The sequence below is a fragment of the Rhizobium sp. RU20A genome, assembly GCF_900155885.1.
Taxonomy (GTDB): Bacteria; Pseudomonadota; Alphaproteobacteria; order Rhizobiales; family Rhizobiaceae; genus RU20A.
The window spans coordinates 1,061,552-1,085,350 of the sequence record NZ_FTMB01000001.1 but is presented as its reverse complement, the minus strand read 5'-3'; the positions used below and the strand labels follow the sequence as shown (position 1 = coordinate 1,085,350).

Genomic DNA, 23,799 nt, shown 5'->3' with positions numbered 1-23,799 from the left:
GTTTGGCCCGACATGACACTAGAGGTTTTCATGCTGCCTTCGAACCGTTCCTCGTTCCGCCGCCTGCTCGCTGTCTCCACAGCCATGCTCGTCGCCGTCAGCGGCGTCGCGCCGGCCCTTCCGGCCTTCGCCCAGACCGCGAGCCCGAGCACCACGCAACAGGGGCCGGCTTCGGTCGCGGACCTTGCGGAAGGTCTGCTCGGCGCCGTCGTCAATATCTCGACTTCGCAGAATGTGAAGAACGAGGACAAGGCGCCGATGCCGCAGGTGCCGGAAGGTTCGCCCTTCCAGGACTTCTTCGACGAATTCTTCAAGGGGCAGGGCCAGGATGGCAACCGCCCGCGCACGGTCAATTCGCTCGGTTCCGGCTTCGTGATCGATCCGGCCGGCTATATCGTCACCAACAATCACGTCATTGACGGCGCCGACGATATCGAAGCGAATTTTGCCGACGGCAGCAAGCTGAAGGCCAAGCTGATCGGCAAGGACACCAAGACCGATCTTGCACTTCTGAAGGTGGAGCCGAAGAAGCCGCTGACGGCGGTACCCTTCGGTGATTCCCGCAAGATGCGCATCGGCGACTGGGTGATGGCCATCGGCAATCCCTTCGGTCTCGGCGGTACCGTCACGGTCGGCATCGTCTCGGCGCGCGGGCGCAACATCAATGCCGGTCCCTACGACAATTTCATCCAGACCGATGCCGCCATCAACCGCGGTAATTCCGGCGGCCCGCTCTTCAACATGTATGGCGAGGTCATCGGCATCAATACGGCGATCATCTCGCCCTCGGGCGGCTCGATCGGCATCGGCTTTTCGGTGCCGACGGAGCTGGCCGAAAACGTCATCAACCAGTTGCGGGAATTCGGCGAGACCCGGCGCGGCTGGCTCGGCGTGCGCATCCAGCCGGTCACGGACGACATCGCCGCCAGCCTTGGCATGGAGCGGCCCCGCGGTGCGCTGGTCGCCGGCATCATCACGGGCGGTCCGATCGCCAATGGCGAGATCAAGACCGGCGACGTCATCATCCGTTTCGACGGCAAGGATGTCGGCGAGATGCGGGACCTGCCGCGCGTCGTCGCCGAAAGCCCGGTTGGCAAGGCCGTGGACGTCGTCGTGATCCGCGATGGCAAGGAGCAGACCGTCAAGGTCACGCTCGGCCGTCTGGAGGACAGCGAGGATGGCGCGGGCGCGGAGGACAATCCGACGGTGGCGCCGGAAGATGGCGATGGCTTCACCGACGAGGACACCGCGCCGGACGAGCCGCCGGCCGCCGCCATGCCTGCCGATGGCGTCGTGCTGGGCATGAAGCTTGCCCCGCTCGATGAGGCCACGCGCAAGACCTACGGCATCAGCGAAGACGTCGAGGGCGTCGTCATCACCGAGGTCGAGCCCGGAACCGCCGCCGCCGAACGCCGCCTGCAGGCCGGCGACGTCATCGTCGAGGTGGCGCAGGAGGCGATGACGACGCCGGACGACGTGGTCGCCCGTGTCGAGAGCCTGAAGAGCGATGGGCGCCGCAACGCCCTCCTGATGGTCGCCAACAAGACGGGCGAACTGCGTTTCGTCACGGTACGGATGGAATAGGGCGAGGGGCCTGCATGCCGCAGCGTCTGATCAGCGTCGAGACAAGCGGGGCAGGGCTCTACGAGTTCACCCGCGAGGCAGCGCATTTCGTGGCGGATGCCGGTAGCGTCGAGGGGCTCCTCACCGTCTTCGTGCGGCACACCTCCTGCTCGCTGCTGATCCAGGAAAATGCCGACCCGGACGTGCGGCGCGATCTCGACGCCTTCTTTCGCCGGCTGGTTCCGGCGGCGGACGATCCGTCCATGGCCTATCTCGTGCATCGCGACGAGGGGCCGGACGACATGCCCGCCCATATCAAGGCGGCCCTGACGGCGGTCTCGATCGGCATTCCCGTCATGCGTGGGCGCCTTGTCCTTGGCACCTGGCAGGGGCTCTATCTCTTCGAACACCGGTCGCGGCCGCACCGGCGCGAGATCGTTCTGCATCTGGCGGCCTGAGGCCACTTAGCCGCAGCCTCGGGGGGCTGGACAAATCGTTCCGAGAGCGCAACTCTGGCGGCACGACATGCCTGACATCCGTTTGCCTTTTTCCTGTCATGCCGCGCTGTTTTCGGGAACGTCTTCAAGCCTTTGGCGTTATCGGTGACGGCGCAATGCCGGTAGCTCCGCTCCCGCCTTTCCCGGCGAAGAAGGGTCTGCCGCCAGACGCCTGATCAGAAGAGGCGGGACCAACCCGCCGCGCCGGAGGAGATGCCGTATGACCGATGCCCAGACCGTGGTGAGCCGCTTCATCGAAGCTCTCAATCGACGGGATTTCGACACGATCGCCGCCTTCCTCGACGAGGATGTGGCGCTCGATTCCCTGACGGGGCAGCGCACCATCGGCGCAGAACCCCTGCGCATTGCGGTGGCCACCTATTTTCGCCATTTCGACGAGACCTTCTCCGACATCGTGCTGATGCATGATGCCTTCGGCCAGCGTGTTGCCGCCGACGTGACCGCGCACGGCACCTATCGCGAAACGATGAGCGGTTTTCCGCAGGCGAGCGGCCAGCAGTATGCGATCCCCAGCGTCTTGATTTTCGAATTCGAGGATGGCGCCGTTTCGCGCCTTAGCCACTATCGCAATACGCGGGTCTTCGAGGCGATGCTGGACCACTGAGGCCAAGCCTTCGGGCAACTGAACGGCGCATGAATGGGCAGTTCCGGAAGCGTTCAGCTTGGATCCCTATAGTCATACGCAATGGAGCGACGGAAATTGCTCCTCAGCCACGAGAGACAGTCCGGAAGGGACTGTCACACACAACGCTCGGCCCTGCGACAGCGCAGAGCGCCGTGACAGATGGGAGACCAAGGATGAAGACCTTTCTCAAGACCGCAGTCATCGCCGTTTCCGTCGCGCTGACGGGCCTGACCGGCGTGGCCGCGACCGCACCGGCCGCCAAGGCCGACACGCTGGAATTCCGCATCGGCCCGAATGGCGTCGACATGCGCGAGGGCCGACGCTGGGGCCACCACAATGATCGCTGGGACCGCGATCGCCGCGGCCGCTGCCACCCTGGCCTTGCCGTCGAGAAGGCCCGCGAATACGGCTTCCGCCGCGCCCAGGTCGTCGATGTGACGCCGCGCCGCGTCGTCGTCGAGGGTCGCCGCTTCGGCGATTTCCGTACCATCAGCTTCGCCAATGTGCGTGGCTGCCCGGTTCTCGGCCGCTAAGCCTGTGCAAGTCTCCGGCGCGTGATGCGCCGGACCCCCCCATTGCCGTCCAGTCTTCCTCGACCGGCGGTTTGAAAGCACCCCTCGCGGAACGCGCCCGCGGGGGGTGCTTTTGATTTGGGCTTGGGCAATGGGACGGCGTGGGTGCGGCGGCCCCTGGTATGAAACGGCCGGAACGCGCCTGGCGCCCGGCCCTTATCGCCACGTGCGGCGCGGGCCCAGGATAGGGCCCTCACCGCAACTCCCGCTACGGTTTGTCGGCGATCTCGAAACGCATGGTGACGGAGACGGTATAATTGTTTTCGCCGGCCGCGATCGGCACGGATTCGGCGCCGGAATCCTTTGCCATGGTGCGCATCATCTGCGGCATGGGGATGGGCTGGCCCATGGTCTCGGAGATTTCCAGCACGCGGCCGACGGAAACGCCGGCGGCCTCAGCCATCGTCCTTGCCTTGGCGACGGCATCGTCGACGGCCTTCTTGCGGGCCTCGGTCATGGTCGCCCTGGGATCGTCATTGGCAAACTGCACCGTGCCGCCCTGGTTGACGCCGAGCGTGACCGAGCGGTCGAGCACCTCGCCGAGCCGCGACAGATCCCGCAGCTTCACGGTCAGGGCATTGTTGGCCTGGTAGCCGGTCAGCTTGGGTGGGCGGTTCTCGCCGTTGGAATTGTCGTAGTAGGTGTATTGCGGGTTGATCGAAAAGCCGCTCGTCTGCATGTCGCGATCGGCAATCCCGTCTTCCTTCAGGGCGGCCAGCACCTTCGCCATCGCCGCATTGGCGGCCGTCACCGCCTCGCGCGCCGTCGCCGCCGTTTCCTGGACGCCGAGAGTGATGAAGGCGACATCGGGGGCAGCCTGCGCATCGCCTTCGCCGGTGACGACGATCACACCCTTTTGCGGCCCTTCGGCCGCAAGGGCGGGCAAGGCTGCCGCCGAGGCAAGGGCCGCAACGAGGAAGGCACCGGCCAGACGGCGCGGTGAGGCAATCAAATCAGACATTTCGGGTCTCCGATGGTTCCTGTCCCTTGCGCGGTTGTGGGCAAGGAATGTGTAGGGATTGCGGCACCGCCTTTACGCCCCCGCCGAATTGCGTTAGAGCCGGAAACGAAGGGCGCCCGCAACCCGCAACGGGTGGCGGACCGTCCCGAAGGGGTTCCATTGCCCCTGCGCCGCCTTGCGCGGTCGGGCCTGTAGCTCAATGGTTAGAGCCGGCGGCTCATAACCGCTTGGTTGGGGGTTCGAGTCCCTCCGGGCCCACCACCTCACTCTTCTGACGTTGTTTTTTCATCGTTTTTTCCTTGATTTGCCTCACCGGAATCTCGGACCGGCGAAAGTGGGACATTTTTGTGGGCCACGTAGGTTTTGCGACGCTCGAAACCGGCATCGATAATTCGCTTGGATTGGGCGGCTTTGGTGTAGTGCTGCGCCATCTTGGAATCAGACCAGCCGAAGATCGCCATCAATTGATGTTCGGTAGCACCTGCCTCGGCAAGGATCGTTGCGGACGCTTTTCTGAGGCCGTGCGCCGAGCATTCGGGCAAATCGGCGTCGTTACACCACTGGCGCATCTTGTTGCCGAAGCCATTGCCAGTGAACGCCTTGCCGTATTCGGTGATAAGGAAAGTCGGCTGATCATGGGTGATCGCGTCCAGCACCTCGCGAAGCTCGTCGGTTACCGGTAAGCTCAGGGACTGCGTGTACTTGCCAGCCCCCTTCTCTGGCGAGAACTCGATGCGATTGCCGGTCAGGTTTCGCCAGCCGAGCTTAACGAGATCGGAGCGCCTGACGCCCAAATTCAGCATCAACTCCATTGCAAGGCGAGCCATGGAGCCGACTGGGTAGGCAGCGCGGAAGCGAGCCACTTCTGCTTCGCTCCATGTGTGGAAGCCCGGCGAGTTGTGGATTTTTGTGACGCCGTTCGCAGGGTTGAAGGTCGCTAGATCGGCGGTGATCGCCCAATTGAAGAGCGCCTTCAGATACTTCACCAACTTGTCGGCCGCGCCGGGCGTATCGCTGCGCTTCATCTGGCTGGCCTCAATGTCCGATTTGCGGATCTTCTTGAACGGTAGCTCGCCCACATTGGCGCAGTAGCGATTGAGAACACTTTTCTTATCCTTTTGCGTTGCAGGAGACTGGCTTTGAAACGCCTTGGATCGATAATAGGTCTCGACCAGCCAGCGAACCGAGCCGGGCTCCAGTCGCGAAATTGGCACGGTTTTCTCGCCACGATCGCCAGCCAGCACGCGGTGATACTCTTCCGTAAAAGCCTGTGTAATGCTGCCTGCCTCGTCCAGGTAGGCGGACGTCATCCTGTATTTCGGCATACCTGGCAGTCGGAGATAAAAACGCTCGTTGCCGTGCCGATCGATATCCCGCGAACAATATTTAAAGGGGACGCGCTGGCTACCCGACCGCGTGATCAAACGGGTTTTCGCCATCGTCTTCGTCTCCGCTCAGTCCCTGCTCCTTCATGTCGTACCAGGACGCCCGGATTTCCTCGGCATCCCAGCGGCGCAAGGCGCCGATCTTCACACCTCTCGGCATCAACCCACGACGTACCCAATCGTCAAAGGTGCCCGTCGAGACGTCGAGAAGTTCCGCCGCACGGACGCGGCTGACTGCGACCTTGTAAATGGGGCGCGGTGCCAGCGCTTCAGCTTGTTGCTTCATGTGCCGTTCCTCACGCTCTGGAGGTGCTGTCAGCAAGCGCCAAAGCCCTCTGCTTGGGCTCGACCATATTCGCCGCAAGATACTCATCCACGGCGTTTTCCGGCAGAAATAGGCTTCCGCCGATCCGGACATGACGGATCTCCTGCTTGGCGATCAGGTTCCGGATGCGAGCAACCGGCCATCCGGAACGATCTGCGAGTTGTTTGGGTGATAAAAGCTGAGAATGCATAACTGCCCAACTCCATAGAGATAATTCGACACAAGACAGAACGAATCATATAATCGCGCTAGCCGCAACAGTTTTATCGTATTCGAGATATTTTGATGCAAGACGGATTCATGGAGGCAATGGGGCAAAGGCTCGGGAAAATTCGAAAGGATTCCGGGCTCAAGCAAGTGCCCTTTGCCGAAGCGCTTGAGGTGTCGCAAAGCGCTTACAACACTTACGAGCGCGGAAATCGCGAGATGCCCGCGAAGCTTCTCCGCCTTCTGCATTTAAAATTCAATGTGAATCCCGCCTGGATGCTCACGGGAGAAGGAAGCCCCTACAATCGGGACAAGGTCGATTTGTATCACAATGTCACGGAGGCGGTTGACGCTTTCATTGCAAGGGAAAACTGTCAGGTGGAACCGGACAAACGCTTGAAGCTCATCCGGTTCCTGATCGACTACGCCGACCAGCACGGCGAATTCGCAGAGGAAATTGCAGAAAAATATCTGAGGTCAGCGATATGAGTAAATCGAGCTTCGAAGAGCAGATAATGCAGGGCGTGTACGTGCTTGGTCGCCAGCGCGATCAACTGGCATCCGAAAAGCGAAGGTTGGCAAGGCAATTGCGGTATGCCCAGCATTCGGCCCGGCTCACGAGCCTTTCAAAGCAGTACGATTTCGGGATGGTCTTCTTCGCAGCGATTGGCGCCATTCTGCTCATCTTGTTTGATCGTGAAAATTCTTCGGGCGCTTGGCTGTATCCGACAACAGGCTTTTCAGTGATGGTGTTCTCGTGCGCGATTGCACTGCGTGGCCGAAAGATGGTCACTCGGATCAGGATTTTCCGCGACCGTTTTGGGAGCTGGCAAGCTTGATGCGATTGCGTTGCGAGGAACGCCCCGAGGTCGTTCTGTCGAAAGTCCGTCAATTATACGAAACGAACAAATTTCGTATAAAGGTTGTGGAGGTGAGGCGAGAAATATTGCAATCGTTGTAGCGCATTGAATAGATTTTATACTCTATCTAAGAGTGATTCTGTCGGGGCGTCTATGGCCGTTGTAATTGATCCAGAAATTCGCATCCTTCCTGACGATCATCGAATCTTCATTCTTCATCCCGGGGATGGGAAGCGCTTTTACGCGGATTTTTTTGAAACGAATTCGGTTTTCTTGGACATACCAGGCATCACGTTGCCAGCGGTAATCAACATTGACGATGAAGATTTCCGAAACCGGCTCCGAATGGCCAAGCGTATTTCGTTATGGCACCGGGGCTCGAAAAAGGATGACGAGCCGAGTAGAGACGCCGCGACTTATCAAGTTAAGAATCCGGCTGTGCAGGCCCCACGGTTCGTACATGAGATTCACGACCTGTATGCGGAAGCTCGTCCGGGCGACCTCATTGTAATACCCGGCAAAGGCTACAACTCGACTGTCTACATTGGCGAGTTTGAAGGCGAGTTCGATCCGAATTATCAAGTGGTCAGCCGTCGTTATCCCGATGAAAAAATACCTGCTCGGAAAGTAAAGTGGCTCGACGTGACGATGGCGAAAGGCCAGTTTAGTCGAAGACTCATCAGGCTGATGCAGAATCGTCAGGCGATTATCCAAGTATCGAAAGATGAGGATAAGCGAGATATCTACGAATTTGCATACGGCGAATACATATGGAAGGAGACATCCGGAAGTTTGATCAGGGTTACGGAAGACGTGATCGATGTAAAGGATCTCACGGAAGCTTTTGATCTAACTAACTATTTTGCGTCTCAGTACATCGCCTTGAGAAAGGGTGAACTCGAAAATTTCCTTCAGCTGTCATTTCACGAAGCAATTGAAAAATATTACGACAAGAAGTATTTTGGCGGCGTGAGTGTCGAAATACACTCGCCGGGGTATTTTGGACGCCCGATGAAGGACGTCATGTTGGCGGGTTACGTGTCTGCTATGCTGGCTATTTCAGGCGCGGGTGTTTCTGCGCAGGAAGCTATCGCAGTAACGGTTGAAAATTCTGCCAATGCCACCCGCTCAGTATGCGACGAGAAGCTCGAAGCGGATATTCGCGAATCGATGGAAATGCACGCAAACTTCGATCTTTGGGAAAAGGTCGTGTGTCCCAGACGCGAAGCGACAAAGAAAGAGGTCGGCCTGAAGACCGGCGTGTCCGTCAAGGTCAACCGGAACGGGCAAAAACCCTAACGATCCGTCAATTAATTCCTATATACTATCAGACTGAGTTCATGTAGTCGTGCGCGATCTGCGACCAGGAGGTGTTGACAATGTGGAAGGGAGCTCTTGCGTTTTGCCGCGAACATATCCTTGCCACAGCATGCGCCACCATGGTGGCCGGAGGCTTGGGCGGCTACACGATCGGGTGGTCACTGTATGAAGCCCGAGTGAACCGTATCGAAGAAATGAAGGTCGAGGCTGTCAAGAATTTGAATAAGGAACGGGAAAATATGCTCGTTCTATTTCAGTCTTTTACGTCTGGTCTTATCAACGATGGTAAAGTCGACTCTCAAAAGAGGGACGAGATTGCAGCAAGCCTATCCAGACAGTATTCCGGCTATAGCGCATACACTCAAAATCTGTCCTTACAGGATTCTGTAGCCGTGAAGAAGCTGCAAACGTCAATGAACGATTTGCGAAAAAGCCTTCTTGCGGTACGGAGGATGGAAGACCTGGATCCTGTATATATGGATATGAAAGGGATGTTCGAGTCATTTAAGTCCGTCGATCCTATAATCGATCGAACGATTAAGAATGAACAATCTGTGTCAAGCTGAACGCCTATTGTTAGATTTTTGCGCCAAAAGGCCACATTTTCAGACTCATTTCTTGTTGAGCGCTCATCGCGGTGTCTATCTCTGCTGGAGAAGTCTTCTCCATGGCACCGCCGTAACTTAGGTGATTTGGGCATCTCGATATAGATTCAGTGTTCCAATGCATGATTCAACCCACTTTATTGGGTTGAATGTATGCGAATTCTGCGATAATTGATCCATTAAGAGGGTCAATTAATGCGCTTAACGCTTCAAACCCATTTTGACGGTGAGTGGCATCACGCCGCGACATTGGAACTCAAGGACGACGCGGCCGGCTTCCAGGGCGCGTCGATCGTCGATTACGATCTTGACTATTTCGTCACCGTGGCATCGGCGGAGTTTGCGGCTGGAAAGACGGTCCGAGACCATCGCGCCTTATCCGTCCGTTATCCCGTCGATCTCGAAAACCGATACAGCCGCAGCTGGCCGCCCTTTCTCTTGGATCTTATGCCCCAGGGGCATGCACGGCGAAAGCTTGCCGAGCACCTCGGCCTTACTGAAGGCTCGCGCGCTTCCGATCTGCCACTGCTTCTGCGATCGGCGACTGGCGGCATCGGCAATATCCGCATCAAAGAAGCAGCGGACGCCGAAGCGGAACGGCTGCGCGGTGTTGAGCGCCAAGGGGTGACAGAGGCAGAAATCCTTGAGCGGTCGGATCGCTTCATGGAAGTCGCCGATCGCTTCGGGATGCTCGCCTCCGGCTCAAGCGGCCTTCAAGGCGAATGGCCGAAGGTCTCGATGACCCAGGCCAATGACGGGCTCTATTATCCCGACAGCTTCGTGACCGACGAAGAGGCCGTGCGCCACGTCATCGTCAAGCTGGTACGCAGCAACGAGCCTGTGGACCGCCTCATCCTCGAAGGAGAAGCCCTCTATTCGCGGATCGCTCAAGAGATCGGTCTGAATGTCAGCGAACCTTCGACCTATGCCGAAGGTGTTTTGATTATTCCTCGTTTTGACCGGAAGAAGAGAGAAGGCGGCGGAACCGTCCGACTGGGGCAGGAAAGCCTCGTGTCCGCGGTCGGCGTCGCCGATTTCGGCCATGTCGGCACGCATGAGGCCTATATCGATGTTCTGCGCCAATATTCTGCCGATCCCTTCGCGGACATTGTCGAATACCTGAAGCGCGACATCGCCAACCTGGCGCTCGGCAACCCCGATAATCACGGTCGAAATTCCGCATTGAGCAAACACCAGGACGGCACGATCCGCCTGTCTCCGCTCTTTGATTTCGCGCCCATGCGGCTCGCCAAAGAGGGGATTGTTCGCTCCACCCGCTGGGCCATGATGCGTGACGGTGGCCGCGATCATCTTCCCGATTGGAAGCGGATTTGCGGCGAGCTGATGCCTGATCCTGCTGACCAGAGAGCGCTCGCAGCTACGCTTACCGCGTTTGCCGAACATCTGCGCCAAGCTCCGGCCATGGCGAAAGATATGGGAGCGTCTGCGCATATTCTGGAGAGGGCAATGGGACGCTGTATCGAGATCGCAGATAGCGTTCTGGCGGCGTTTCAATGATGACGAAGGACCGCTAGATGGCTCGATGGAAAAAGCCGACGAAAGAGGAGATACTTGAAAACCGGCGAACACTTGCGGAGCGTGCGCGAAACGGAGACTTACGGCTACCTGAAGCGGTTGTCGAAATCCGCAAAGGTTTCGGCATGACGCAGGAAGAGTTTGCAAAAGCGCTGTCACTTACTAGGCGCCAAATCGCTGAAATAGAGGCCGGCGCGGCGAACCCAACGCGCGAAACGCTAGATAGAATAGGTCGGTTGTTCGGCTTTGTCGTGGGGTTTGTGCCAAAAGCACCAAACCTCAATGGGCTCCCGCAATCTCGGAAGGCAAAGCCTTGATGTCACCATGATGGGAATCTCAGCGTCCCCTTGAAATCTTTGGTCATCTACTCAGTTTGCAGGCTCAGAGAAGCTAAACGAAAAGTCTATCCTCTTCCCATCAGCCACCGCGTCTAAGTTGGTTGAGGGCTTGGAATGGGATGTTGTGGAATGACGCCAGACCATCACAGATGGCGAAAGCTGTAATGCTATCACGATCGAAATAGCGGCGAAAATCTTAGGACCGAGCGGCAGCAGCAGGACATCCCGCTCCCTAAGCTCCACCTCGATCAAGCTTCTAAGGCTTTGATATAGTTCATAAGGGGTCAACAAATCATACGGAAGAAGAAAGTCCGGATTGTCCAAGAAGCTAAATCCGAGGTTGTTTTTGTAAATAGCCTCTTCGAAGCGGCTGTCGGTGCCGACCGGATGGAAACAATACACTCTTTCTGGTTCCAGCACGTCAATTGCACCTACGATGCGTCCGTACTCGTAACCCGCGCCGACTATCAGAGAAAGGGCGTCTCTTGAGTATGAAGCTTCGCCGACAAAACGTGAGGTCACTGGCGCAAAGGTGAGCACCTGCTCCAATACAGCCGTTGGCTCTACAAACGTCTGCGGATAGTAAATAATCTCAATATTGGATATATAAGCCCTTAAATCAAAAAGAGACTCCAGAACTTTGGCCATAACGCGTCTATCCAAAGATGTTACGTCGAGCATAACACATTTCTTTGGGCCGCCAACTATCCTATATTCTATCGCCTTAATAAGCTCCATTGTATTCTTAAACAACTCGCAATCAATACCCCGGACGAATTCAATGTTTCGAGGGTATGAAAGCCTGTCTCCACAATCGTAGTCAAGCAATAGCTTTTCTCGACTCGAGATCGACAGATTGTATGTGCGCAATGCCTCCGACGATCTTAATTCGTATCCAACGCAGCCGATATATATATCTGCCGCCACACTTGATGGCTGTAGCAACTTCAAACTAATCATTTACGCCACCCCAATTCAACAGATCGGGTTGATCATCAAATTTTGCGCTCTTCTGTGGAGGCTCTGACAAAATCCGTTCCTGACCGGTGATTGTCGGAAGTTTATAAAAAGGCGCTAGCCGATGCGATATTCGCAACCGACATCCTTCTAGGTCAAAAAGTAGATTTTTTCCGCTCGCCTGCTCCTCAACTATGATGGCCCCCGAATTTATAGCGGAGATCATTGCTCTGCGCATGCTCACATTCAGATTTTTAATCTTGTAACTAAGCGCTGGCTCAGCAGGAAAATCATTGCCGTACAGTGAGTTGGCAAGAGAATACCCTAGAAGATCGATAAGCTGGAGGGTGGATAGAGCTGTTCCATTTGCGTTTGCCGTGTCGGCAGATTGGGAGGCAACAAGAGCGCGGAAACGGTCAACATTCTGCGAAATCGCTTTATTTTGCGCTACACGCGAGTCTATCCCCGAGCGCATATCCTGAAGCAATTCGTTGAGATAGTACTTGATAGCTCTAGGGTTTCCCTCTGTAAGAGAGATGATCTGGTCGAAGCCATGATAGTATCCGAAGCCCTTTACGGATGATCTACGAACACTCTCCCCCCTCGCGCTCGACTTTGTCTTTGATAAATAATAAGCCCTGAGCTCAGCGATTGGAAAAATTTTCCGAATGGTCTGCGCTCTGAAAGCCTCCCCCGTGACATTTTCTAGATCGTCTCCGTTGTGGACGCCCTTGCTCTCCATATAAGCCTTAAAGGATTGGTCGCCTGCTCTATGCACAACGTGTTGGTAGATGGCTTTCGGCTGCCTCACGAAGCCGTCGTCAGAAAAGCGCCTTGTCCCGTGAAGTATGGCGTTTGAGCTATTCAAATAGGCAATAAATTCGCCAAAGGCGATGTTGCGAACCTCGCATTCCGATCGGACTATGCTACGGGCAAACGAATAATCGGGGTTAGAAAATTTGCTGGACAGCACCACAGTGTGAAAATCTTGTGCCGGATTTGGGCTGGCCATACCAGACTGATCAGCGGAATGTTGATCGATAAAATCTACATACGGAAAAAGAGAAAGCTTGATAGCTGTCCGCTGGTCGAAAGAGCGAAGGCTTTCATAGAGATCTGCGAGAACTCGCTTTGGGGCGATCTCCATTTCATCAAAGCTGATTGTCCAGCGCTTTAAGCCGGCGAACTTATCAGTTATGTCGAGAAATGCCCTCAGCATGACGAGGAAATCCAGACGCCCCCCTTTGCGAACCTCGTCCAAAGTGTCCTTAGAAGATATCGCGGCTCGAAACTGATTCACCCGCTTAAGCAAATCAAGTTTGAGCCCTAAGAGCGAACTCGGCCTGCCAGGAAGCTGCCAAATTTCAGCACAGGCCGTAGCTATTTTGCGCTCCATAGAGTCGTCGAAGTCTGCCAACCATGGGTAGCCAACCCCGTCTTTCAGACTTCTTTTAAGGTCGCGATTTTCGTCGATTGATGAAACGACGTGATAAAGGCAATGATCGCAGAACAGGCCGCTAGAGATCAGATCGCGATCGCTCTCGTCTCCAATCTCCTCGTTAATGACGTGAGACGTGCCCTTCCAGATTGATTCTGCTGGTATGTAGATTGGCGTATAGTTGAAATCAATTTTCTTCAGCCTTTCTGCGACATCTTTTCTTTGATGTAGAGTTACCAGTCCCTGAGCGGTAAGCGTCTTTAGAAGAGTGGTTTTACCGATGCCACGGGGCCCGATCAAAACCGTATTTTGATAGGCCGCCACCTCCTCGAAATATTCTGGCATCACGAAAGTGGCCGCAATCTGGCTTGGTGATGAATTGCGGGCGTTGAATTGGGTGACAACAACCATCAGCTTGCCTCAATCATCGCTTGGATTGTGGACTGGTGAGCCACAAGCATGCGTTTGTATTTTTTCATAAGAATTTCGTTCAAGTCATCAAATTGACTCATCGGCAGAAATTCGAGATCCGGACAACCGGCGAACAGCTCCTGTCGAGCAACCTTGGATGTTAAAGGGATACCTGCCAGTTCAGCGGCAAGCTTCTCTAATAAAATTTCCGGGCCAAACGCCTGACGAAAGGGCATGGTATCCAGCTTGCTCTTTATCCACGCGGACGCAGCCCAATTCCAAGAGTATATCGCGCCTGAAGGGAACAAGCTTTTATTGGTATCAAATTCCAATATGTGGAACTGGTTGTAAAACCCGGTCGTTTGACTTGGATAAGGACGAGCTGCAAAAGTAGCAGACGAAAATATTATAGGAGGCCTCAACCCTTTTGAGTGCCTTTTAATATTAACTTGATGTTTGTGTCCATGAATAACAATACAGTTTTTGTCTGTATCTCCAATGTCGGCCAGCAATTGCGCCCCAGAGGACATTTGATCTTCCTCTGTATCCAATATGTCATCGACCTTGATTGGATGGTGATGCATAATGATCACCACATGGCTCAAGGCTGAAGCGCGTATTTGCGCCAATATCTCTTGCCTCATCGTGTCACTGACGTGACCGACGTTCCATATTTTTTCTGAAGTCTTGTCGTCTTTTCCAAGCCCGTGCCATCGGCACGTGTCTACAGCAATAAGCAGGCATCGTTCGAATTCTTTCGAGGCCACGCCGTTTTGAAAATAAGACGCGCTGAACGCTTCGTCCTTATTCGGAAATCTGGGGCTAATATTCTTCAGAAAGTCCGTTCGGTTTTCGGCATCCTCTATCGAATCCACGCGGGAAAGCAGATCATGATTTCCGGTTATTCCAACTATATCAGGAACATTCAGCTTTCGGCCCAGTTCGTGCAAATCCGTCCATGCTTGAAGCATAGGTAGTCGCTTGGACTGGTGCGCCATGTCTCCAAGGCACAATATCGCGTCAATGCTGCCATCAAAATCCGAGACCGCCTGCTCGATAGCCATAATTGGATTGCGAGATGGGACGCGTTCTTCGATGAAGAAGGAACTACCTTGGGAACCTGCATAGCCCCCCTGCACGTCTTTTAATTCCTTGGACATACAGTGGATGTCGCTAACAATTATGAAGCGCATAATCACTCCCCCGCACGCGCCAGCAATTCCACTTCTCTTTTTCGTCGCCCAGAAAATCCGCCGACGTTCCTCGTCACGGTAATTTCGGAAATATGCATATGTCCGAACAGCTCTCTAAATTCGCCGCAATCCCTGTAAGAAACAGCGACAATGTTATTCTTCGATAATCTATCTGCAGCATCTCTAAGCCTTATAAGATCTCTAATTCCAAATATTTTTTCACCGTACTCGCCAAAAACCCTCGCCTCGCTCGTAAAATAGGGTGGATCCATGTATATGCAGGCGCCCTCTGGATTTATTTCGGACAAAAACTGTTCAAAGTCCAAATTATAAAACTCGCACGACTCCAGAACATTGGAGAATTCCACAACATCACTTAGAGAAAGCTTTGCTTTTGCCTTATTGCTTGCGCCAAACGGCGTGTTAAATCGGCCCTTTAAATTTGTTCGGTATATTCCATTGAAGCAATAATGATTTAGATACAAGAAGTATGCAGACCTCTCCACAGAAGGAGGAATGTCGTTAAACATTTCTCGAACATTGTAATATGACTGCGGATCTATCTCGATTTCGTTGTAGATCTCCCAAAGACGAATGGGGTTTTTACGAAGATCTTCGTAGCAGCATATCAACGGATGATTCAGATCATTGAGAACGGCTTTTTTCGGCTTTTTGTCGAAGAAAAATGCAGCTGAGCCGCAAAATGGTTCAACATACTGCCTCGAAAAATCCAAAAAGCCAGTAATCTGCTGGGCAACATTTGATTTGCTGCCCGCCCATCTTAACGGCTTTATCTTTTCCTGGTGCATCTCAAACTTTTATAAGCGGTTACGCGTTGAATTTTGTTGGCAGTTATATTGTGTGATTTAGCTCACGAAATGATAGATAGCATGCTTAGTAGCTGCTCTCTTAAGCAGCGTTCCTAAGCGGATCGACCGAATCGGCATTTTATTGTCCGGCTTGATAGGGTATCTGAATAGATACTGTTCCGTGAATTTTGTTTAGTCTGCATCACCATATTCGATCGCATAATGAACGAACCATCCTGTGCGTGGGTATCGCTGTTTCCATTGTATAAACAAGGGTCGTTATCATCTTTGTCTGCGCTCGCCAGGAGCTAGAATGTCGATGGAACAGCCGAGTGTTTGGAGAACCTGCAATACTTTTCCTATTTGAGCCGTGGGCTTGCCTGCCTCGAGATCGACAATAAACCGATGCCCGACGCCGGAAACGCCGGCAAGTTCGTCCTGCCGCAAGTTTTGCTCCTTGCGTGTAGTCCGAACCAAGGCGCCGATATCGGTTGGAGTTCTTATTCGTGTTGCCATAGTCATTTTCCCGATCGGGAAAATAGCAGCACATCGGCCACCTTGTCGAGAAAAATTTCCCGATCGGGAAAATCAGACCGAGCCCATGCGATGCCGCCGACATCGACATGTTGGAAGTGAACGACCCGCTGATTGGAAGTGATAGCAATTCCTGGCCGATTAAATAGCCTAGCAGATTAATCACACCATCGGATTCCGGTCCAGCTTCCCCCGATATGCTGGATGCCGGTGCGACACGATCGCGTCAATGAGTGCTGGCGGCTTCGAGCCCGCCAGCAGCAGCATCTTACCTGTCTTCATCTCCAGGATCTGATCGGCCGTCATCAGTTTCTGTCTCTGCTCGGCGGTTGAGGTCTTGCGGCTTTCGCCGAACGTCGCGGACGATTGCTTGGTGCGGGTGAGCACCGTCTGATCGCCAAGCGCGTTCGCGGCCCAACTGGCGGTTTCGAATTCACCCCGGCCGAGGCCGAAAATGCGGGTGGTGACGCAGGAGCCGAGAATGCTGGCGGTGTCGCCTTTGCCGTAGACGCTTTCGATCTGGCCCTTGTCCTGGGTGATGAACAGCGCCTCGATGCCGCAGCCGGCGGCGACGTTGGCGATGTTGATCAGCTTTTCCATGCGACCGAGGCGAACAAACTCGTCCAAGACCAGCAGCACGTTCCTTTTCGGCTTGTTCGCGCCTTCAAGGCGCACGGCCATGCCGAGAATTATGTTCGTCAGCAGCCGGAGAAAGACGGCCTGGGCGTCGACCTGGTCGAGCGGTACGACCATGAAGAGGTCGGCGCGGCCCTCGAACAGATTTTCGAGCGAGCATGTGGAGGCGCTGAGGAAACTGCGCAGTTCATCGGAACGTGCCCAATCGAAGGCCTTCTTGATCGTCGTCTTGATTGCGCCGCGCTCGTTTTCCCCGGCAGCAAGGAAGGTGGCAGCGGCGGCGGCTGGGCGGGTACCGAATGTCTCTGGGGCACCGGCCCAATCTGCCAGCGTCTTTTCAAAGCCGGCCGAAAGCAGCAGGTCCATGACGGTGATGAGGTTGCGATCGGCCTCGGCGCGCTTGGTCATGACGACCTCGATCACAGCGGCAATCATGGATTTCGCCATTTCGGCGAAGTGCGCGCCGTTTCCGCTTTCCGGTCGAACAAGGCCTTCGGCAATGACCTCGATGTCTCGGACGAGGTGCGCTTGCCGGATGTAGTCGAGTGGGTTGAAACGATCCTTCGATGGCTCGATGACGCCGAAGGGATTGAGAACCACGACCTGGCGCCCGAGCGATTGGCGATAGCGGCGTGTGACGGCGAAGTTCTCGCCCTTGATGTCGAGAACGGCGACCGGCCCGTCATGGTCGATGATGGCTGGAATGACGACGGACACGCCTTTCCCGGCGCGCGTGCCGGCAATGGCTACATGGTGGCCGGCACGCCATCCGGTTTTCGGGTTGGGGCGATAGCGCAGCATTGCGCCGCCGGAGAGACCGAGCGGCAAGCCCGCGTCGTTGTGCCGGAGCTGGCGCAGCTCGCTCCGGTTCATCCACCGGGCGCGCCATGGTCCTCGTTTGGAAATCCGGCTGGACGATGCCGGGGCGGCTATCGAGATCGCTCGCAAGATGAAGAAAAGCGGTACAGGCAGGCCAATTGCAAGGCTGGTTTGCAGACCCAGCTTTTGGCCTTCGGTAAAGCGATCCCATGTCGATGCCATGCCCCGGATGCTCTCGATTCCGGAATAGCCGGCGTTGCGCCAAGCCTTGAAGCTGTCGAGCAGGACGCCTGCCGCAATAGTGGGGTCGGTAAGGGCGAGAGCAGACGCGGCAAGGAGGGCAGCCCCCACAGCTAAGCCCGACGCGCTGCGGATGCGGCCCTGGGTGTCTCCCGCCAAGGTCAGCAGCGCAAACCCGCAAAACATGACCAGGATCGCGGCGCGCGCGTTCTGGTAAATGGGTGGCCAGAACAACGGTGCGGTTTCCATCAGCAGGAAACCCCCTGCCACAACGGCGATGGAAAGAGCAAAGCGGTAAGGCTGAATGATCAAATTCATGGATAAAATCTCCAGACGGGAATGAAAATCAAACGCGGCCGCGACCGGGCGCGGTCGGTCGGCCTCTCACGTCGGCGGCGCGACCGTCTCCAGGATCGCTTCGGCTTGCTCCAGCAGGGCGAACGCTTCCGTCAGTTCGGTCGAGGCCGTGCCGTTGGAAGGATTGCCGGAGGCGAGCCAGGCGTTCATGAAGGTAGCCTGTGACGCGATGAGCGATTTCAGCGATCCTTCCAAAGCCGCTTGCCGGTTTTCGATCATGTCGGTCGAGCGTTTCTCCAGCGCCTCGAACTGCGCGGTTCCGCTCTGCAAGGTGTTCATCAACGTCTCGACGTAACCCAGCAATTCGCGCTCCAGCGGCGACAGGCTCTCGGTCATCGGTGGTCTGGTCGTTCCGGTCATCGGTCAATCTCCCTGGACGATCTTCAGGCATGGGGTTTTGCCGGTCCCTGCCTGACAGGTGATCAGCTGAAGACGGTTGACGTCCCATGTCAGGACTTTGCCGCTGTTGGTCTGGTTGATCTGCAAGCCCATCTGCAAGAGGCTTGCGCTCTGGGCGCGGTCGATCATCAGACCCGCCCAAAACCAGCTCGCGGTGAAACTCAGCAGGATGATCAGCAAGGCCACCGCGCCCATGGTCAGCAAGAACGGCTGCACCATCGAGCGAAGCCGGTTCACGTCCGCCTCGGTCATTGCCAGCGCCTCGCTCAAGTGCCGGCGATTCGCGTCCGTGAAGCTGCGGATATCGGTCTCGATTGTAGCTTGCGCGCGCTTCAAGGCTTCGCTCCAGTCGGTCTCGAAGATCGTCGAGGGCGATGGCGTCGAGCCGGCCTCCGGAGCGGCTGGGCTCGCCAGCCGATCTTTCAAGCGCTCGCTCAATGGTATTCTCTCGGGTCCAGTCTTCACGGAACAGCTCTCCTTTCAGACGCCAGCGCTCGTCCGTCTCCGGATCGCGCACGGTGATGTAATTTTTGCCGGCGCGCGGCAGGTCGAAACCTGCCGCCGTCAAAGCCTCGGTCATGCTCGGGCGGTCAAGGATTTCGCCGGTCTCGATGCGCAGGACTATCCAGTCATGGATCAGCTCGCGGGCATCACCGCGCCTGACGCTTTCGATGAGGCTGACGGTCTCGCGAGCGCGCTCCGGCGCCATTGGGTCATTCCAACCGTGTTCCTTATTCAGAACATCGCGCAGGGCGTCGTAGTGCTTCTGGTAGCCGGGTGGCGCGATATTAAGGCTGCGCCCGCTGACAAGCTCCATGCGCGGCGTCACGAAATGCAGCTCGACGCGGCCCTCATGGGTGTGGCGCACCCAAAGCATATCGCGCTGGTCGGCTTCGAGGCCGGCAAAGGCAAGGCTCTCGAAAGCGTCCATGACCTGTCGTTGCTGGGCAGGGTTCGGCGCGTCCTCCGCCGTGAAGGCGATGACGCCGGCGCGATAGGTCCACTGGTGCGGGCAGGCGTCGATCAGCGCGCGCATGCGGTCTGCATCGCCGCGCAGCACTTCCGGCAGAGGCTCGCGGGCAAACAGCATGATCTCGCCGCGCTCGTCGCGGATCGCGTTGCGGTTCTGGTCGTAAGCGACGACGTCGCGCTCAACCAGATAGTCAACCGGTCCCGATCCGCCGCCCTGGCCGTTTCGGAAAAACTTGATCAGCACGGCGCGCCATCCTTGGCCGTGAACTTCTCAAGCGTTTCCGAAAGCGCCCGCTCGATCGCGACCAGGCGCGCGGCAACCGTGATTGCGTCGATAGCGGACACCTGGCCCTGAACCTGGGCCGTGTTCAGCCAACGAGCGATCTGGTTGAGGTTGCCACCGATCCGGGCGACGGCGCGCACCAACTCCGGGTCCACCTTGGGAACCGGACGGCGGCGGCGCGCCTCGGTCAAGCCAAGCGCTTCCCGCATCAGCGTGGCGAAGGGCAGACCGGCCCTTGCTGCGCGAGCGGTCAGCGTCTGCTTTTCCGATGCGGTGCAGCGGAAAACCACGACGGCATTGAGTTCGCCTTTGGGCGATCGCCGCGTGCTCTTGGTGGGGTTTGAAGGGGAGGCCTGCCTCCCCTCACAAGGCTCCCTGTCAGAAGGCTCGCCGTATGACAGGGGTCGCCTTGCTCCCTTCAAATCGCCAGCCGTCATGACGCCCTCCGAAGATCGGTTTGCCTCGCGGGTTCATCGGCGATGTGGTCACGGCGGTGGCTGAAGAATGCAATCCAATCGAGGGCGCTGGGGCTTGCGTCATCAGGTGGCCAGTAGCCCGGCAAGGCATAACCCGGCTTCTTGGTTTTCACCGTTCGAAGGCCCAAGGCGTCGATCGAAGGAAAGCCGTGACGTCGCAACCAGGAGCGCCACTGCTCGACCTGATCCGCCTTGGTCTCGGCCACGAAAACGAGCGGGACGGCTCGCCGCGTTTCGACGCGCGGCGGGGCGTCCTCGCGCGGGTTAGGTTTTTTTATTTTTTCTTTCTCTGGGTTTGGTGGACATATTTGTCCCCCTTCGCTGGACAGATCTGACCGCCTTTCCGGACGATTTTGACCGCCTTTGTCAGGGTAAAGGGTGACAACTTTGTCCGTCTTTTCGCGGGCGTCCGATGCGCGTAAAATCGATGCCGCTGAGGGACGATATTCTGTGTTGTGCCCGACGCCATTTCCGCGCTGGACCTCGAACCATCCTTTGACCTCAAGTTCACGGACGGCGCGCTGAATGGTCTTGACGCTCTTGCCGGTCGCGTCGGCAATCGTTTGATAGGATGGCCACGCCTTCTCGGTGTGGCCGTTCAAATGCGTGGTGATGATATAGAGCGCCACGGATCGCGCGCTGTCGCTCAAATCCTTGTCGCAGCTCAACTGTTGAAGCCATTGCAGCTTCACGTCCCGAAATGGCCGCACCCCGCTCATGCGCGCCTCCCTGGCCGCAATGCAACCGGGAAAGAAGGGGCGGAAACGGCCGGAAAAAGTGGGACGGCGGCTTTACTAAGCCATTGATTTTTATAAAATGGGGTCTTCGTCCCACACAGGGTTAAGCTGCTGATTTTCTTGGAATTCGGCAGGCCCTCCGGGCCCACCAAAGTAAACCAATCTCATTCATTTCCCGACGTTTGCGTTGGTTTTATACGCCTTGGTTGAGACGTTCCTCTTGCGTGGCCCCTGTGCAAATCGCTTTCGCATAACGTTCCGGAACAATCCCCGTCCTCATCGGTCAGACACCATCCCCGCCTGGCGCGCTTCCGCGCCGGTGGCGTGATCTGATGGAGAGTGGTGATGAAGGCTTTGACGTGGCATGGGAAGCACGACATCCGGTGCGAGAGCGTGCCGGATCCTGTCATCGAGGATGGGCGGGATGCGATCATCAAGGTGACGGCCTGTGCGATCTGCGGGTCGGACCTGCACATCTATGACGGCATCATGCCCGATATGCATGGTGGCGACATCATGGGGCACGAGACGATGGGGGAGGTCGTCGAGGTCGGGCGGGACAATTCCAAGCTGAAGGTCGGCGATCGCGTCGTCATTCCCTTCACCATCGCCTGCGGCCAGTGCTTCTTCTGCCAGCGCGGCTTCTTCTCGGCCTGCGAGCGCAGCAATCCGGAACGCTCGCGACAGAAGGCGACGAAGATGTGGGGCAATTCGCCGGCGGGGCTGTTCGGCTATACCCATCTGCTGGGCGGCTACAGCGGCGGGCAGGCGGAATATCTGCGGGTGCCCTATGCCGATTTCGGGCCGATCAAGGTGCCGGACGGGCTGACGGACGAGCAGGTGCTGTTCCTCTCGGACATTTTTCCGACCGGCTACATGGCGGCGGATTTCTGCAACATCCAGCAGGGCGATACGATCGCCATCTGGGGCTGCGGTCCCGTGGGACAGATGGCGATCCGCTCGGCCTTCCTGCTCGGCGCGGAGCGGGTGATCGCCATCGACAGCGTGCCGGAGCGGCTGGTGCTGGCCGGGGCGACGGGGGCGATCACGCTCGATTATCGCGAGGAGGATATTTACGAGCGGATCATGGAGCTGACCAAGGGGCGCGGTGCGGATGCCTGCATCGATGCGGTGGGAACGGAAGCCGATCCATCCGCGAGTTGGGATTCGCGCATCGACCGCATCAAGGTCGCGACCTTCATGGGAACGGACCGGCCGCATGTGCTGCGCCAGGCGATTCATTGCTGCCGCAACTTCGGAACGGTCTCGATCGTCGGCGTCTATGGCGGCTTCCTCGACAAGATCCCGATGGGCTCGGCGATCAACCGGGGCCTCACCTTCCGCATGGCGCAGACGCCGGTGCAGGCCTATCTGCCGGTCCTCATGGAGCGCATCCAGAAGGGGGAGATCGACCCGTCCTTCGTCATCACCCACCGGGCCGGGCTCGAGGACGGGCCGGAACTCTACAAGACGTTCCGGGACAAGAAGGAAGGCTGCATCAAGGTGGTGCTGAAGCCGTGAGGTTTCAGGAGAGCGAGAGAAAGGCTTCGGTGCTCATGGCGCGCAACTGGCTGGAATAGCGGGTCTTGAGGAGGCCAAGCGCGGCGTCATGCGTCGCGTCCGTGCCGCTGCAGACGGCGTCATCCAAAAGGGTGACGTCGTAGCCAAGGTCCACCGCACCCAGCACGGTCGCCAGCACGCAGACGTCCGTTTCACCGCCGGTGATGACGAGCCGGCGGATGTTGCGGCCGGCAAGGGCAGCGTGAAGGCGGCCGTCCATCCAAGGCGAATAGGTGTGCTTGTCCAAGGTGGTCGCCGGCGGCAGGGTGCGGGCAAGCGGGGCGATGAGGTCGAGCATCTCGGGCGGCAGGTGCTCGCCCGTCATCATCCACCATTTTTCATAATAGGGCTTCCACATGCCGGGTGCCGCGTCGGCATGCTGCGGCGGCACGAAGCGGGTAAAGATGGTGCGCGCCGCATGACGGCGCGCAACCTCGCTCATGGCAGGCAAAATGGTGTCCATCCAGCCCACGTGCCAGGGGGTGTCCTCGGCGAACATGCGCTGCATATCGACGCAGATATGGGACCAGTTCCCGTCCATGCCGCCCGTCCTCCCGCTCCTGGCCCGGCGCGGTCAGACCTTGGCGGTCTGGCCGGCTTGCTTGCGGGTGGCAAAGCGGGTGGTGATCTCGGCGACGTGGTCGTCGATCCAGGCCGCCATAGCCTGTTCTTCGGCGAGATTGGCCGTCAGCGGCTGGACGGCAAAGGTGAAGCCGCCGAGGTCGGCGACGGTCAGGAGGGATTTGTAGGCGGCGATCTCGAAATTCTCGAAGGCGAAATTGGCGAAGCTGTTCTTGAGGATCTCGTCGCCGGCCATGGTGTGGCCCATCGCGGCCATCGAGCCCGTGAAGGAGAGCGCGACATCTTTCAGCGCCGAATGGCTCTCGTTCAACTGGGACAGGACGGTTTCGAGCCGGGTGATCTGGTTTTCGGTTTCGCGCTTGTGGGCTTCCAACCTGTCAAGCACGTCGGGATAGTTTTCGACGCGCAGAAGCTGCGGCTTCATGATCGACAGCGCCTGATTTTCCATCGCATGCGCATTGCGAAGGCCGGTGACGAAGATGCTGCGGATGTCGTGATCGGACATGGTGTTCTCCCTTTCGTGGATACTGTCCAAACAGGCGCGACGCGCAGGTGTTCCCCTTAACAGCATCCGTCGGTGA

27 protein-coding genes, 1 tRNA gene and 1 pseudogene are annotated in these 23,799 nt (G+C 57.0%); 12 read left to right on the top strand and 17 right to left on the bottom strand.

The window, feature by feature from the left end:
• Positions 1 to 84 precede the first annotated feature (84 nt).
• From F3H41_RS05320 to F3H41_RS05305, 4 genes are all read left to right on the top strand, one after another.
• Positions 85 to 1,584: a DegQ family serine endoprotease gene (locus F3H41_RS05320; protein ID WP_244616124.1), complete on the top strand. Its 1,500-nt coding sequence runs from the start codon at positions 85 to 87 to the stop codon at positions 1,582 to 1,584.
• 14 nt (positions 1,585 to 1,598) lie between these two features.
• Positions 1,599 to 2,021 carry a secondary thiamine-phosphate synthase enzyme YjbQ gene (locus F3H41_RS05315; protein ID WP_149737536.1) on the top strand — a complete coding sequence of 141 codons (423 nt, stop codon included), beginning with the start codon at positions 1,599 to 1,601 and terminating at the stop codon, positions 2,019 to 2,021.
• A gap of 259 nt (positions 2,022 to 2,280) precedes the next feature.
• Positions 2,281 to 2,685 carry a ketosteroid isomerase-related protein gene (locus F3H41_RS05310; protein WP_149737535.1) on the top strand — a complete coding sequence of 135 codons (405 nt, stop codon included), beginning with the start codon at positions 2,281 to 2,283 and terminating at the stop codon, positions 2,683 to 2,685.
• Positions 2,686 to 2,879: 194 nt separating this feature from the next.
• Positions 2,880 to 3,239, top strand: a complete 360-nt coding sequence (locus F3H41_RS05305; protein ID WP_149737534.1) for a hypothetical protein — start codon at positions 2,880 to 2,882, stop codon at positions 3,237 to 3,239.
• Between the two features lie 247 nt (positions 3,240 to 3,486).
• On the opposite strand, the gene F3H41_RS05300 is transcribed toward F3H41_RS05305, so the two are convergent.
• Entirely contained in the window at positions 3,487 to 4,239 is a 753-nt protein-coding gene (locus tag F3H41_RS05300) for an SIMPL domain-containing protein (protein ID WP_149737532.1), read from the bottom strand.
• Between the two features lie 185 nt (positions 4,240 to 4,424).
• Here F3H41_RS05300 and F3H41_RS05295 point away from each other — a divergent pair.
• Positions 4,425 to 4,500: transfer RNA gene (locus F3H41_RS05295), tRNA-Ile, on the top strand.
• Between the two features lie 2 nt (positions 4,501 to 4,502).
• Here F3H41_RS05295 and F3H41_RS05290 read toward each other — a convergent pair.
• From F3H41_RS05290 to F3H41_RS05280, 3 genes are read right to left on the bottom strand one after another with little or no spacing between them, the layout of a single operon-like run.
• Positions 4,503 to 5,678 carry a tyrosine-type recombinase/integrase gene (locus F3H41_RS05290; protein ID WP_244616079.1) on the bottom strand — a complete coding sequence of 392 codons (1,176 nt, stop codon included), beginning with the start codon at positions 5,676 to 5,678 and terminating at the stop codon, positions 4,503 to 4,505.
• The gene (locus F3H41_RS05285; protein ID WP_062554093.1) at positions 5,644 to 5,910 is read right to left on the bottom strand and encodes a helix-turn-helix domain-containing protein; all 267 of its coding nucleotides are present in this window, start codon (positions 5,908 to 5,910) and stop codon (positions 5,644 to 5,646) included. Before F3H41_RS05285 ends, F3H41_RS05290 begins: the two co-directional genes overlap by 35 nt.
• Positions 5,911 to 5,920: 10 nt before the next feature.
• Positions 5,921 to 6,139, bottom strand: a complete 219-nt coding sequence (locus tag F3H41_RS05280; protein WP_149737531.1) for a helix-turn-helix domain-containing protein — start codon at positions 6,137 to 6,139, stop codon at positions 5,921 to 5,923.
• 95 nt (positions 6,140 to 6,234) lie between these two features.
• Here F3H41_RS05280 and F3H41_RS05275 point away from each other — a divergent pair, with 95 nt between their 5' ends.
• The 6 genes from F3H41_RS05275 (at position 6,235) to F3H41_RS05250 (ending at position 10,794) form a co-directional block, all read left to right on the top strand.
• Complete coding sequence (locus tag F3H41_RS05275; RefSeq protein WP_149737530.1) at positions 6,235 to 6,645, top strand: helix-turn-helix transcriptional regulator; 411 nt, start codon at positions 6,235 to 6,237, stop codon at positions 6,643 to 6,645.
• Positions 6,642 to 6,995, top strand: coding sequence for a hypothetical protein (locus F3H41_RS05270; protein WP_149737528.1), 354 nt, complete (start codon positions 6,642 to 6,644; stop codon positions 6,993 to 6,995). The genes F3H41_RS05275 and F3H41_RS05270 overlap by 4 nt, the downstream gene beginning before the upstream one ends.
• Positions 6,996 to 7,169: 174 nt before the next feature.
• A complete protein-coding gene (locus F3H41_RS05265; protein WP_149737526.1) occupies positions 7,170 to 8,315 on the top strand; it encodes a hypothetical protein in 1,146 nt (381 codons plus the stop codon).
• 80 nt (positions 8,316 to 8,395) lie between these two features.
• Positions 8,396 to 8,902 (top strand): hypothetical protein, encoded by a 507-nt coding sequence (locus F3H41_RS05260; protein WP_149737525.1) that lies wholly within the window; start codon positions 8,396 to 8,398, stop codon positions 8,900 to 8,902.
• Between the two features lie 234 nt (positions 8,903 to 9,136).
• Positions 9,137 to 10,459 (top strand): HipA domain-containing protein, encoded by a 1,323-nt coding sequence (locus F3H41_RS05255; RefSeq protein WP_149737523.1) that lies wholly within the window; start codon positions 9,137 to 9,139, stop codon positions 10,457 to 10,459.
• A gap of 17 nt (positions 10,460 to 10,476) precedes the next feature.
• Entirely contained in the window at positions 10,477 to 10,794 is a 318-nt protein-coding gene (locus tag F3H41_RS05250) for a helix-turn-helix transcriptional regulator (RefSeq protein ID WP_149737521.1), read from the top strand.
• Between the two features lie 51 nt (positions 10,795 to 10,845).
• On the opposite strand, the gene F3H41_RS05245 is transcribed toward F3H41_RS05250, so the two are convergent.
• The 11 genes and pseudogenes from F3H41_RS05245 to F3H41_RS05205 all read right to left on the bottom strand — a co-directional run bounded on the left by F3H41_RS05245 (position 10,846) and on the right by F3H41_RS05205 (position 21,058).
• The gene (locus F3H41_RS05245) at positions 10,846 to 11,463 is read right to left on the bottom strand and encodes a hypothetical protein (RefSeq protein ID WP_149737519.1); all 618 of its coding nucleotides are present in this window, start codon (positions 11,461 to 11,463) and stop codon (positions 10,846 to 10,848) included.
• A 304-nt stretch (positions 11,464 to 11,767) separates the two neighbouring features.
• Positions 11,768 to 13,621, bottom strand: a complete 1,854-nt coding sequence (locus F3H41_RS05240) for a hypothetical protein (RefSeq protein ID WP_149737517.1) — start codon at positions 13,619 to 13,621, stop codon at positions 11,768 to 11,770.
• Positions 13,621 to 14,814 (bottom strand): metallophosphoesterase, encoded by a 1,194-nt coding sequence (locus tag F3H41_RS05235; RefSeq protein ID WP_149737516.1) that lies wholly within the window; start codon positions 14,812 to 14,814, stop codon positions 13,621 to 13,623. The genes F3H41_RS05240 and F3H41_RS05235 overlap by 1 nt, the downstream gene beginning before the upstream one ends.
• A gap of 2 nt (positions 14,815 to 14,816) precedes the next feature.
• Positions 14,817 to 15,623, bottom strand: coding sequence for a DNA adenine methylase (locus F3H41_RS05230; RefSeq protein WP_149737515.1), 807 nt, complete (start codon positions 15,621 to 15,623; stop codon positions 14,817 to 14,819).
• A 282-nt stretch (positions 15,624 to 15,905) separates the two neighbouring features.
• Complete coding sequence (locus F3H41_RS05225) at positions 15,906 to 16,139, bottom strand: type II toxin-antitoxin system Y4mF family antitoxin (protein WP_149737513.1); 234 nt, start codon at positions 16,137 to 16,139, stop codon at positions 15,906 to 15,908.
• A 180-nt stretch (positions 16,140 to 16,319) separates the two neighbouring features.
• Complete coding sequence (locus F3H41_RS05220; protein ID WP_244616078.1) at positions 16,320 to 18,101, bottom strand: type IV secretory system conjugative DNA transfer family protein; 1,782 nt, start codon at positions 18,099 to 18,101, stop codon at positions 16,320 to 16,322.
• Positions 18,102 to 18,236: 135 nt separating this feature from the next.
• Entirely contained in the window at positions 18,237 to 18,569 is a 333-nt protein-coding gene (locus F3H41_RS21480; RefSeq protein WP_244616145.1) for a hypothetical protein, read from the bottom strand.
• A gap of 3 nt (positions 18,570 to 18,572) precedes the next feature.
• Positions 18,573 to 18,827, bottom strand: coding sequence for a hypothetical protein (locus F3H41_RS21475; protein ID WP_244616144.1), 255 nt, complete (start codon positions 18,825 to 18,827; stop codon positions 18,573 to 18,575).
• Positions 18,828 to 19,101: 274 nt separating this feature from the next.
• Positions 19,102 to 19,539, bottom strand: a pseudogene (locus tag F3H41_RS21470) (relaxase/mobilization nuclease domain-containing protein); the annotation flags it as partial.
• 278 nt (positions 19,540 to 19,817) lie between these two features.
• On the bottom strand, positions 19,818 to 20,300 hold the full coding sequence (locus F3H41_RS21415; RefSeq protein ID WP_210246642.1) for a MobC family plasmid mobilization relaxosome protein: 483 nt from the start codon (positions 20,298 to 20,300) through the stop codon (positions 19,818 to 19,820).
• Positions 20,297 to 21,058: a helix-turn-helix domain-containing protein gene (locus F3H41_RS05205; protein ID WP_149737507.1), complete on the bottom strand. Its 762-nt coding sequence runs from the start codon at positions 21,056 to 21,058 to the stop codon at positions 20,297 to 20,299. The genes F3H41_RS21415 and F3H41_RS05205 overlap by 4 nt, the downstream gene beginning before the upstream one ends.
• 363 nt (positions 21,059 to 21,421) lie before the next feature.
• Between F3H41_RS05205 and F3H41_RS05200 the strand changes: the two genes are divergently transcribed.
• Positions 21,422 to 22,597: a zinc-dependent alcohol dehydrogenase gene (locus tag F3H41_RS05200; RefSeq protein WP_149737505.1), complete on the top strand. Its 1,176-nt coding sequence runs from the start codon at positions 21,422 to 21,424 to the stop codon at positions 22,595 to 22,597.
• Between the two features lie 4 nt (positions 22,598 to 22,601).
• Here F3H41_RS05200 and F3H41_RS05195 read toward each other — a convergent pair whose 3' ends face one another.
• Entirely contained in the window at positions 22,602 to 23,177 is a 576-nt protein-coding gene (locus tag F3H41_RS05195; RefSeq protein ID WP_149737504.1) for an isochorismatase family cysteine hydrolase, read from the bottom strand.
• Between the two features lie 33 nt (positions 23,178 to 23,210).
• Positions 23,211 to 23,723: a ferritin-like domain-containing protein gene (locus tag F3H41_RS05190; RefSeq protein WP_149737502.1), complete on the bottom strand. Its 513-nt coding sequence runs from the start codon at positions 23,721 to 23,723 to the stop codon at positions 23,211 to 23,213.
• Positions 23,724 to 23,799: the final 76 nt, after the last annotated feature.

What these genes read in the sequence shown, in the direction of transcription:
- F3H41_RS05320 (WP_244616124.1), top strand. Translation starts at nt 85, where the DNA reads ATGCTCGTCGCCGTCAGCGGCGTCGCGCCGGCCCTTCCGGCCTTCGCC.
- F3H41_RS05315 (WP_149737536.1), top strand. Translation starts at nt 1,599, where the DNA reads ATGCCGCAGCGTCTGATCAGCGTCGAGACAAGCGGGGCAGGGCTCTAC.
- F3H41_RS05310 (WP_149737535.1), top strand. Translation starts at nt 2,281, where the DNA reads ATGACCGATGCCCAGACCGTGGTGAGCCGCTTCATCGAAGCTCTCAAT.
- F3H41_RS05305 (WP_149737534.1), top strand. Translation starts at nt 2,880, where the DNA reads ATGAAGACCTTTCTCAAGACCGCAGTCATCGCCGTTTCCGTCGCGCTG.
- F3H41_RS05300 (WP_149737532.1), bottom strand. Translation starts at nt 4,239, where the DNA reads ATGTCTGATTTGATTGCCTCACCGCGCCGTCTGGCCGGTGCCTTCCTC.
- F3H41_RS05290 (WP_244616079.1), bottom strand. Translation starts at nt 5,678, where the DNA reads ATGGCGAAAACCCGTTTGATCACGCGGTCGGGTAGCCAGCGCGTCCCC.
- F3H41_RS05285 (WP_062554093.1), bottom strand. Translation starts at nt 5,910, where the DNA reads ATGAAGCAACAAGCTGAAGCGCTGGCACCGCGCCCCATTTACAAGGTC.
- F3H41_RS05280 (WP_149737531.1), bottom strand. Translation starts at nt 6,139, where the DNA reads ATGCATTCTCAGCTTTTATCACCCAAACAACTCGCAGATCGTTCCGGA.
- F3H41_RS05275 (WP_149737530.1), top strand. Translation starts at nt 6,235, where the DNA reads ATGCAAGACGGATTCATGGAGGCAATGGGGCAAAGGCTCGGGAAAATT.
- F3H41_RS05270 (WP_149737528.1), top strand. Translation starts at nt 6,642, where the DNA reads ATGAGTAAATCGAGCTTCGAAGAGCAGATAATGCAGGGCGTGTACGTG.
- F3H41_RS05265 (WP_149737526.1), top strand. Translation starts at nt 7,170, where the DNA reads ATGGCCGTTGTAATTGATCCAGAAATTCGCATCCTTCCTGACGATCAT.
- F3H41_RS05260 (WP_149737525.1), top strand. Translation starts at nt 8,396, where the DNA reads ATGTGGAAGGGAGCTCTTGCGTTTTGCCGCGAACATATCCTTGCCACA.
- F3H41_RS05255 (WP_149737523.1), top strand. Translation starts at nt 9,137, where the DNA reads ATGCGCTTAACGCTTCAAACCCATTTTGACGGTGAGTGGCATCACGCC.
- F3H41_RS05250 (WP_149737521.1), top strand. Translation starts at nt 10,477, where the DNA reads ATGGCTCGATGGAAAAAGCCGACGAAAGAGGAGATACTTGAAAACCGG.
- F3H41_RS05245 (WP_149737519.1), bottom strand. Translation starts at nt 11,463, where the DNA reads ATGGCCAAAGTTCTGGAGTCTCTTTTTGATTTAAGGGCTTATATATCC.
- F3H41_RS05240 (WP_149737517.1), bottom strand. Translation starts at nt 13,621, where the DNA reads ATGGTTGTTGTCACCCAATTCAACGCCCGCAATTCATCACCAAGCCAG.
- F3H41_RS05235 (WP_149737516.1), bottom strand. Translation starts at nt 14,814, where the DNA reads ATGCGCTTCATAATTGTTAGCGACATCCACTGTATGTCCAAGGAATTA.
- F3H41_RS05230 (WP_149737515.1), bottom strand. Translation starts at nt 15,623, where the DNA reads ATGCACCAGGAAAAGATAAAGCCGTTAAGATGGGCGGGCAGCAAATCA.
- F3H41_RS05225 (WP_149737513.1), bottom strand. Translation starts at nt 16,139, where the DNA reads ATGGCAACACGAATAAGAACTCCAACCGATATCGGCGCCTTGGTTCGG.
- F3H41_RS05220 (WP_244616078.1), bottom strand. Translation starts at nt 18,101, where the DNA reads ATGGAAACCGCACCGTTGTTCTGGCCACCCATTTACCAGAACGCGCGC.
- F3H41_RS21480 (WP_244616145.1), bottom strand. Translation starts at nt 18,569, where the DNA reads ATGACCGGAACGACCAGACCACCGATGACCGAGAGCCTGTCGCCGCTG.
- F3H41_RS21475 (WP_244616144.1), bottom strand. Translation starts at nt 18,827, where the DNA reads ATGGTGCAGCCGTTCTTGCTGACCATGGGCGCGGTGGCCTTGCTGATC.
- F3H41_RS21415 (WP_210246642.1), bottom strand. Translation starts at nt 20,300, where the DNA reads ATGACGGCTGGCGATTTGAAGGGAGCAAGGCGACCCCTGTCATACGGC.
- F3H41_RS05205 (WP_149737507.1), bottom strand. Translation starts at nt 21,058, where the DNA reads ATGAGCGGGGTGCGGCCATTTCGGGACGTGAAGCTGCAATGGCTTCAA.
- F3H41_RS05200 (WP_149737505.1), top strand. Translation starts at nt 21,422, where the DNA reads ATGAAGGCTTTGACGTGGCATGGGAAGCACGACATCCGGTGCGAGAGC.
- F3H41_RS05195 (WP_149737504.1), bottom strand. Translation starts at nt 23,177, where the DNA reads ATGGACGGGAACTGGTCCCATATCTGCGTCGATATGCAGCGCATGTTC.
- F3H41_RS05190 (WP_149737502.1), bottom strand. Translation starts at nt 23,723, where the DNA reads ATGTCCGATCACGACATCCGCAGCATCTTCGTCACCGGCCTTCGCAAT.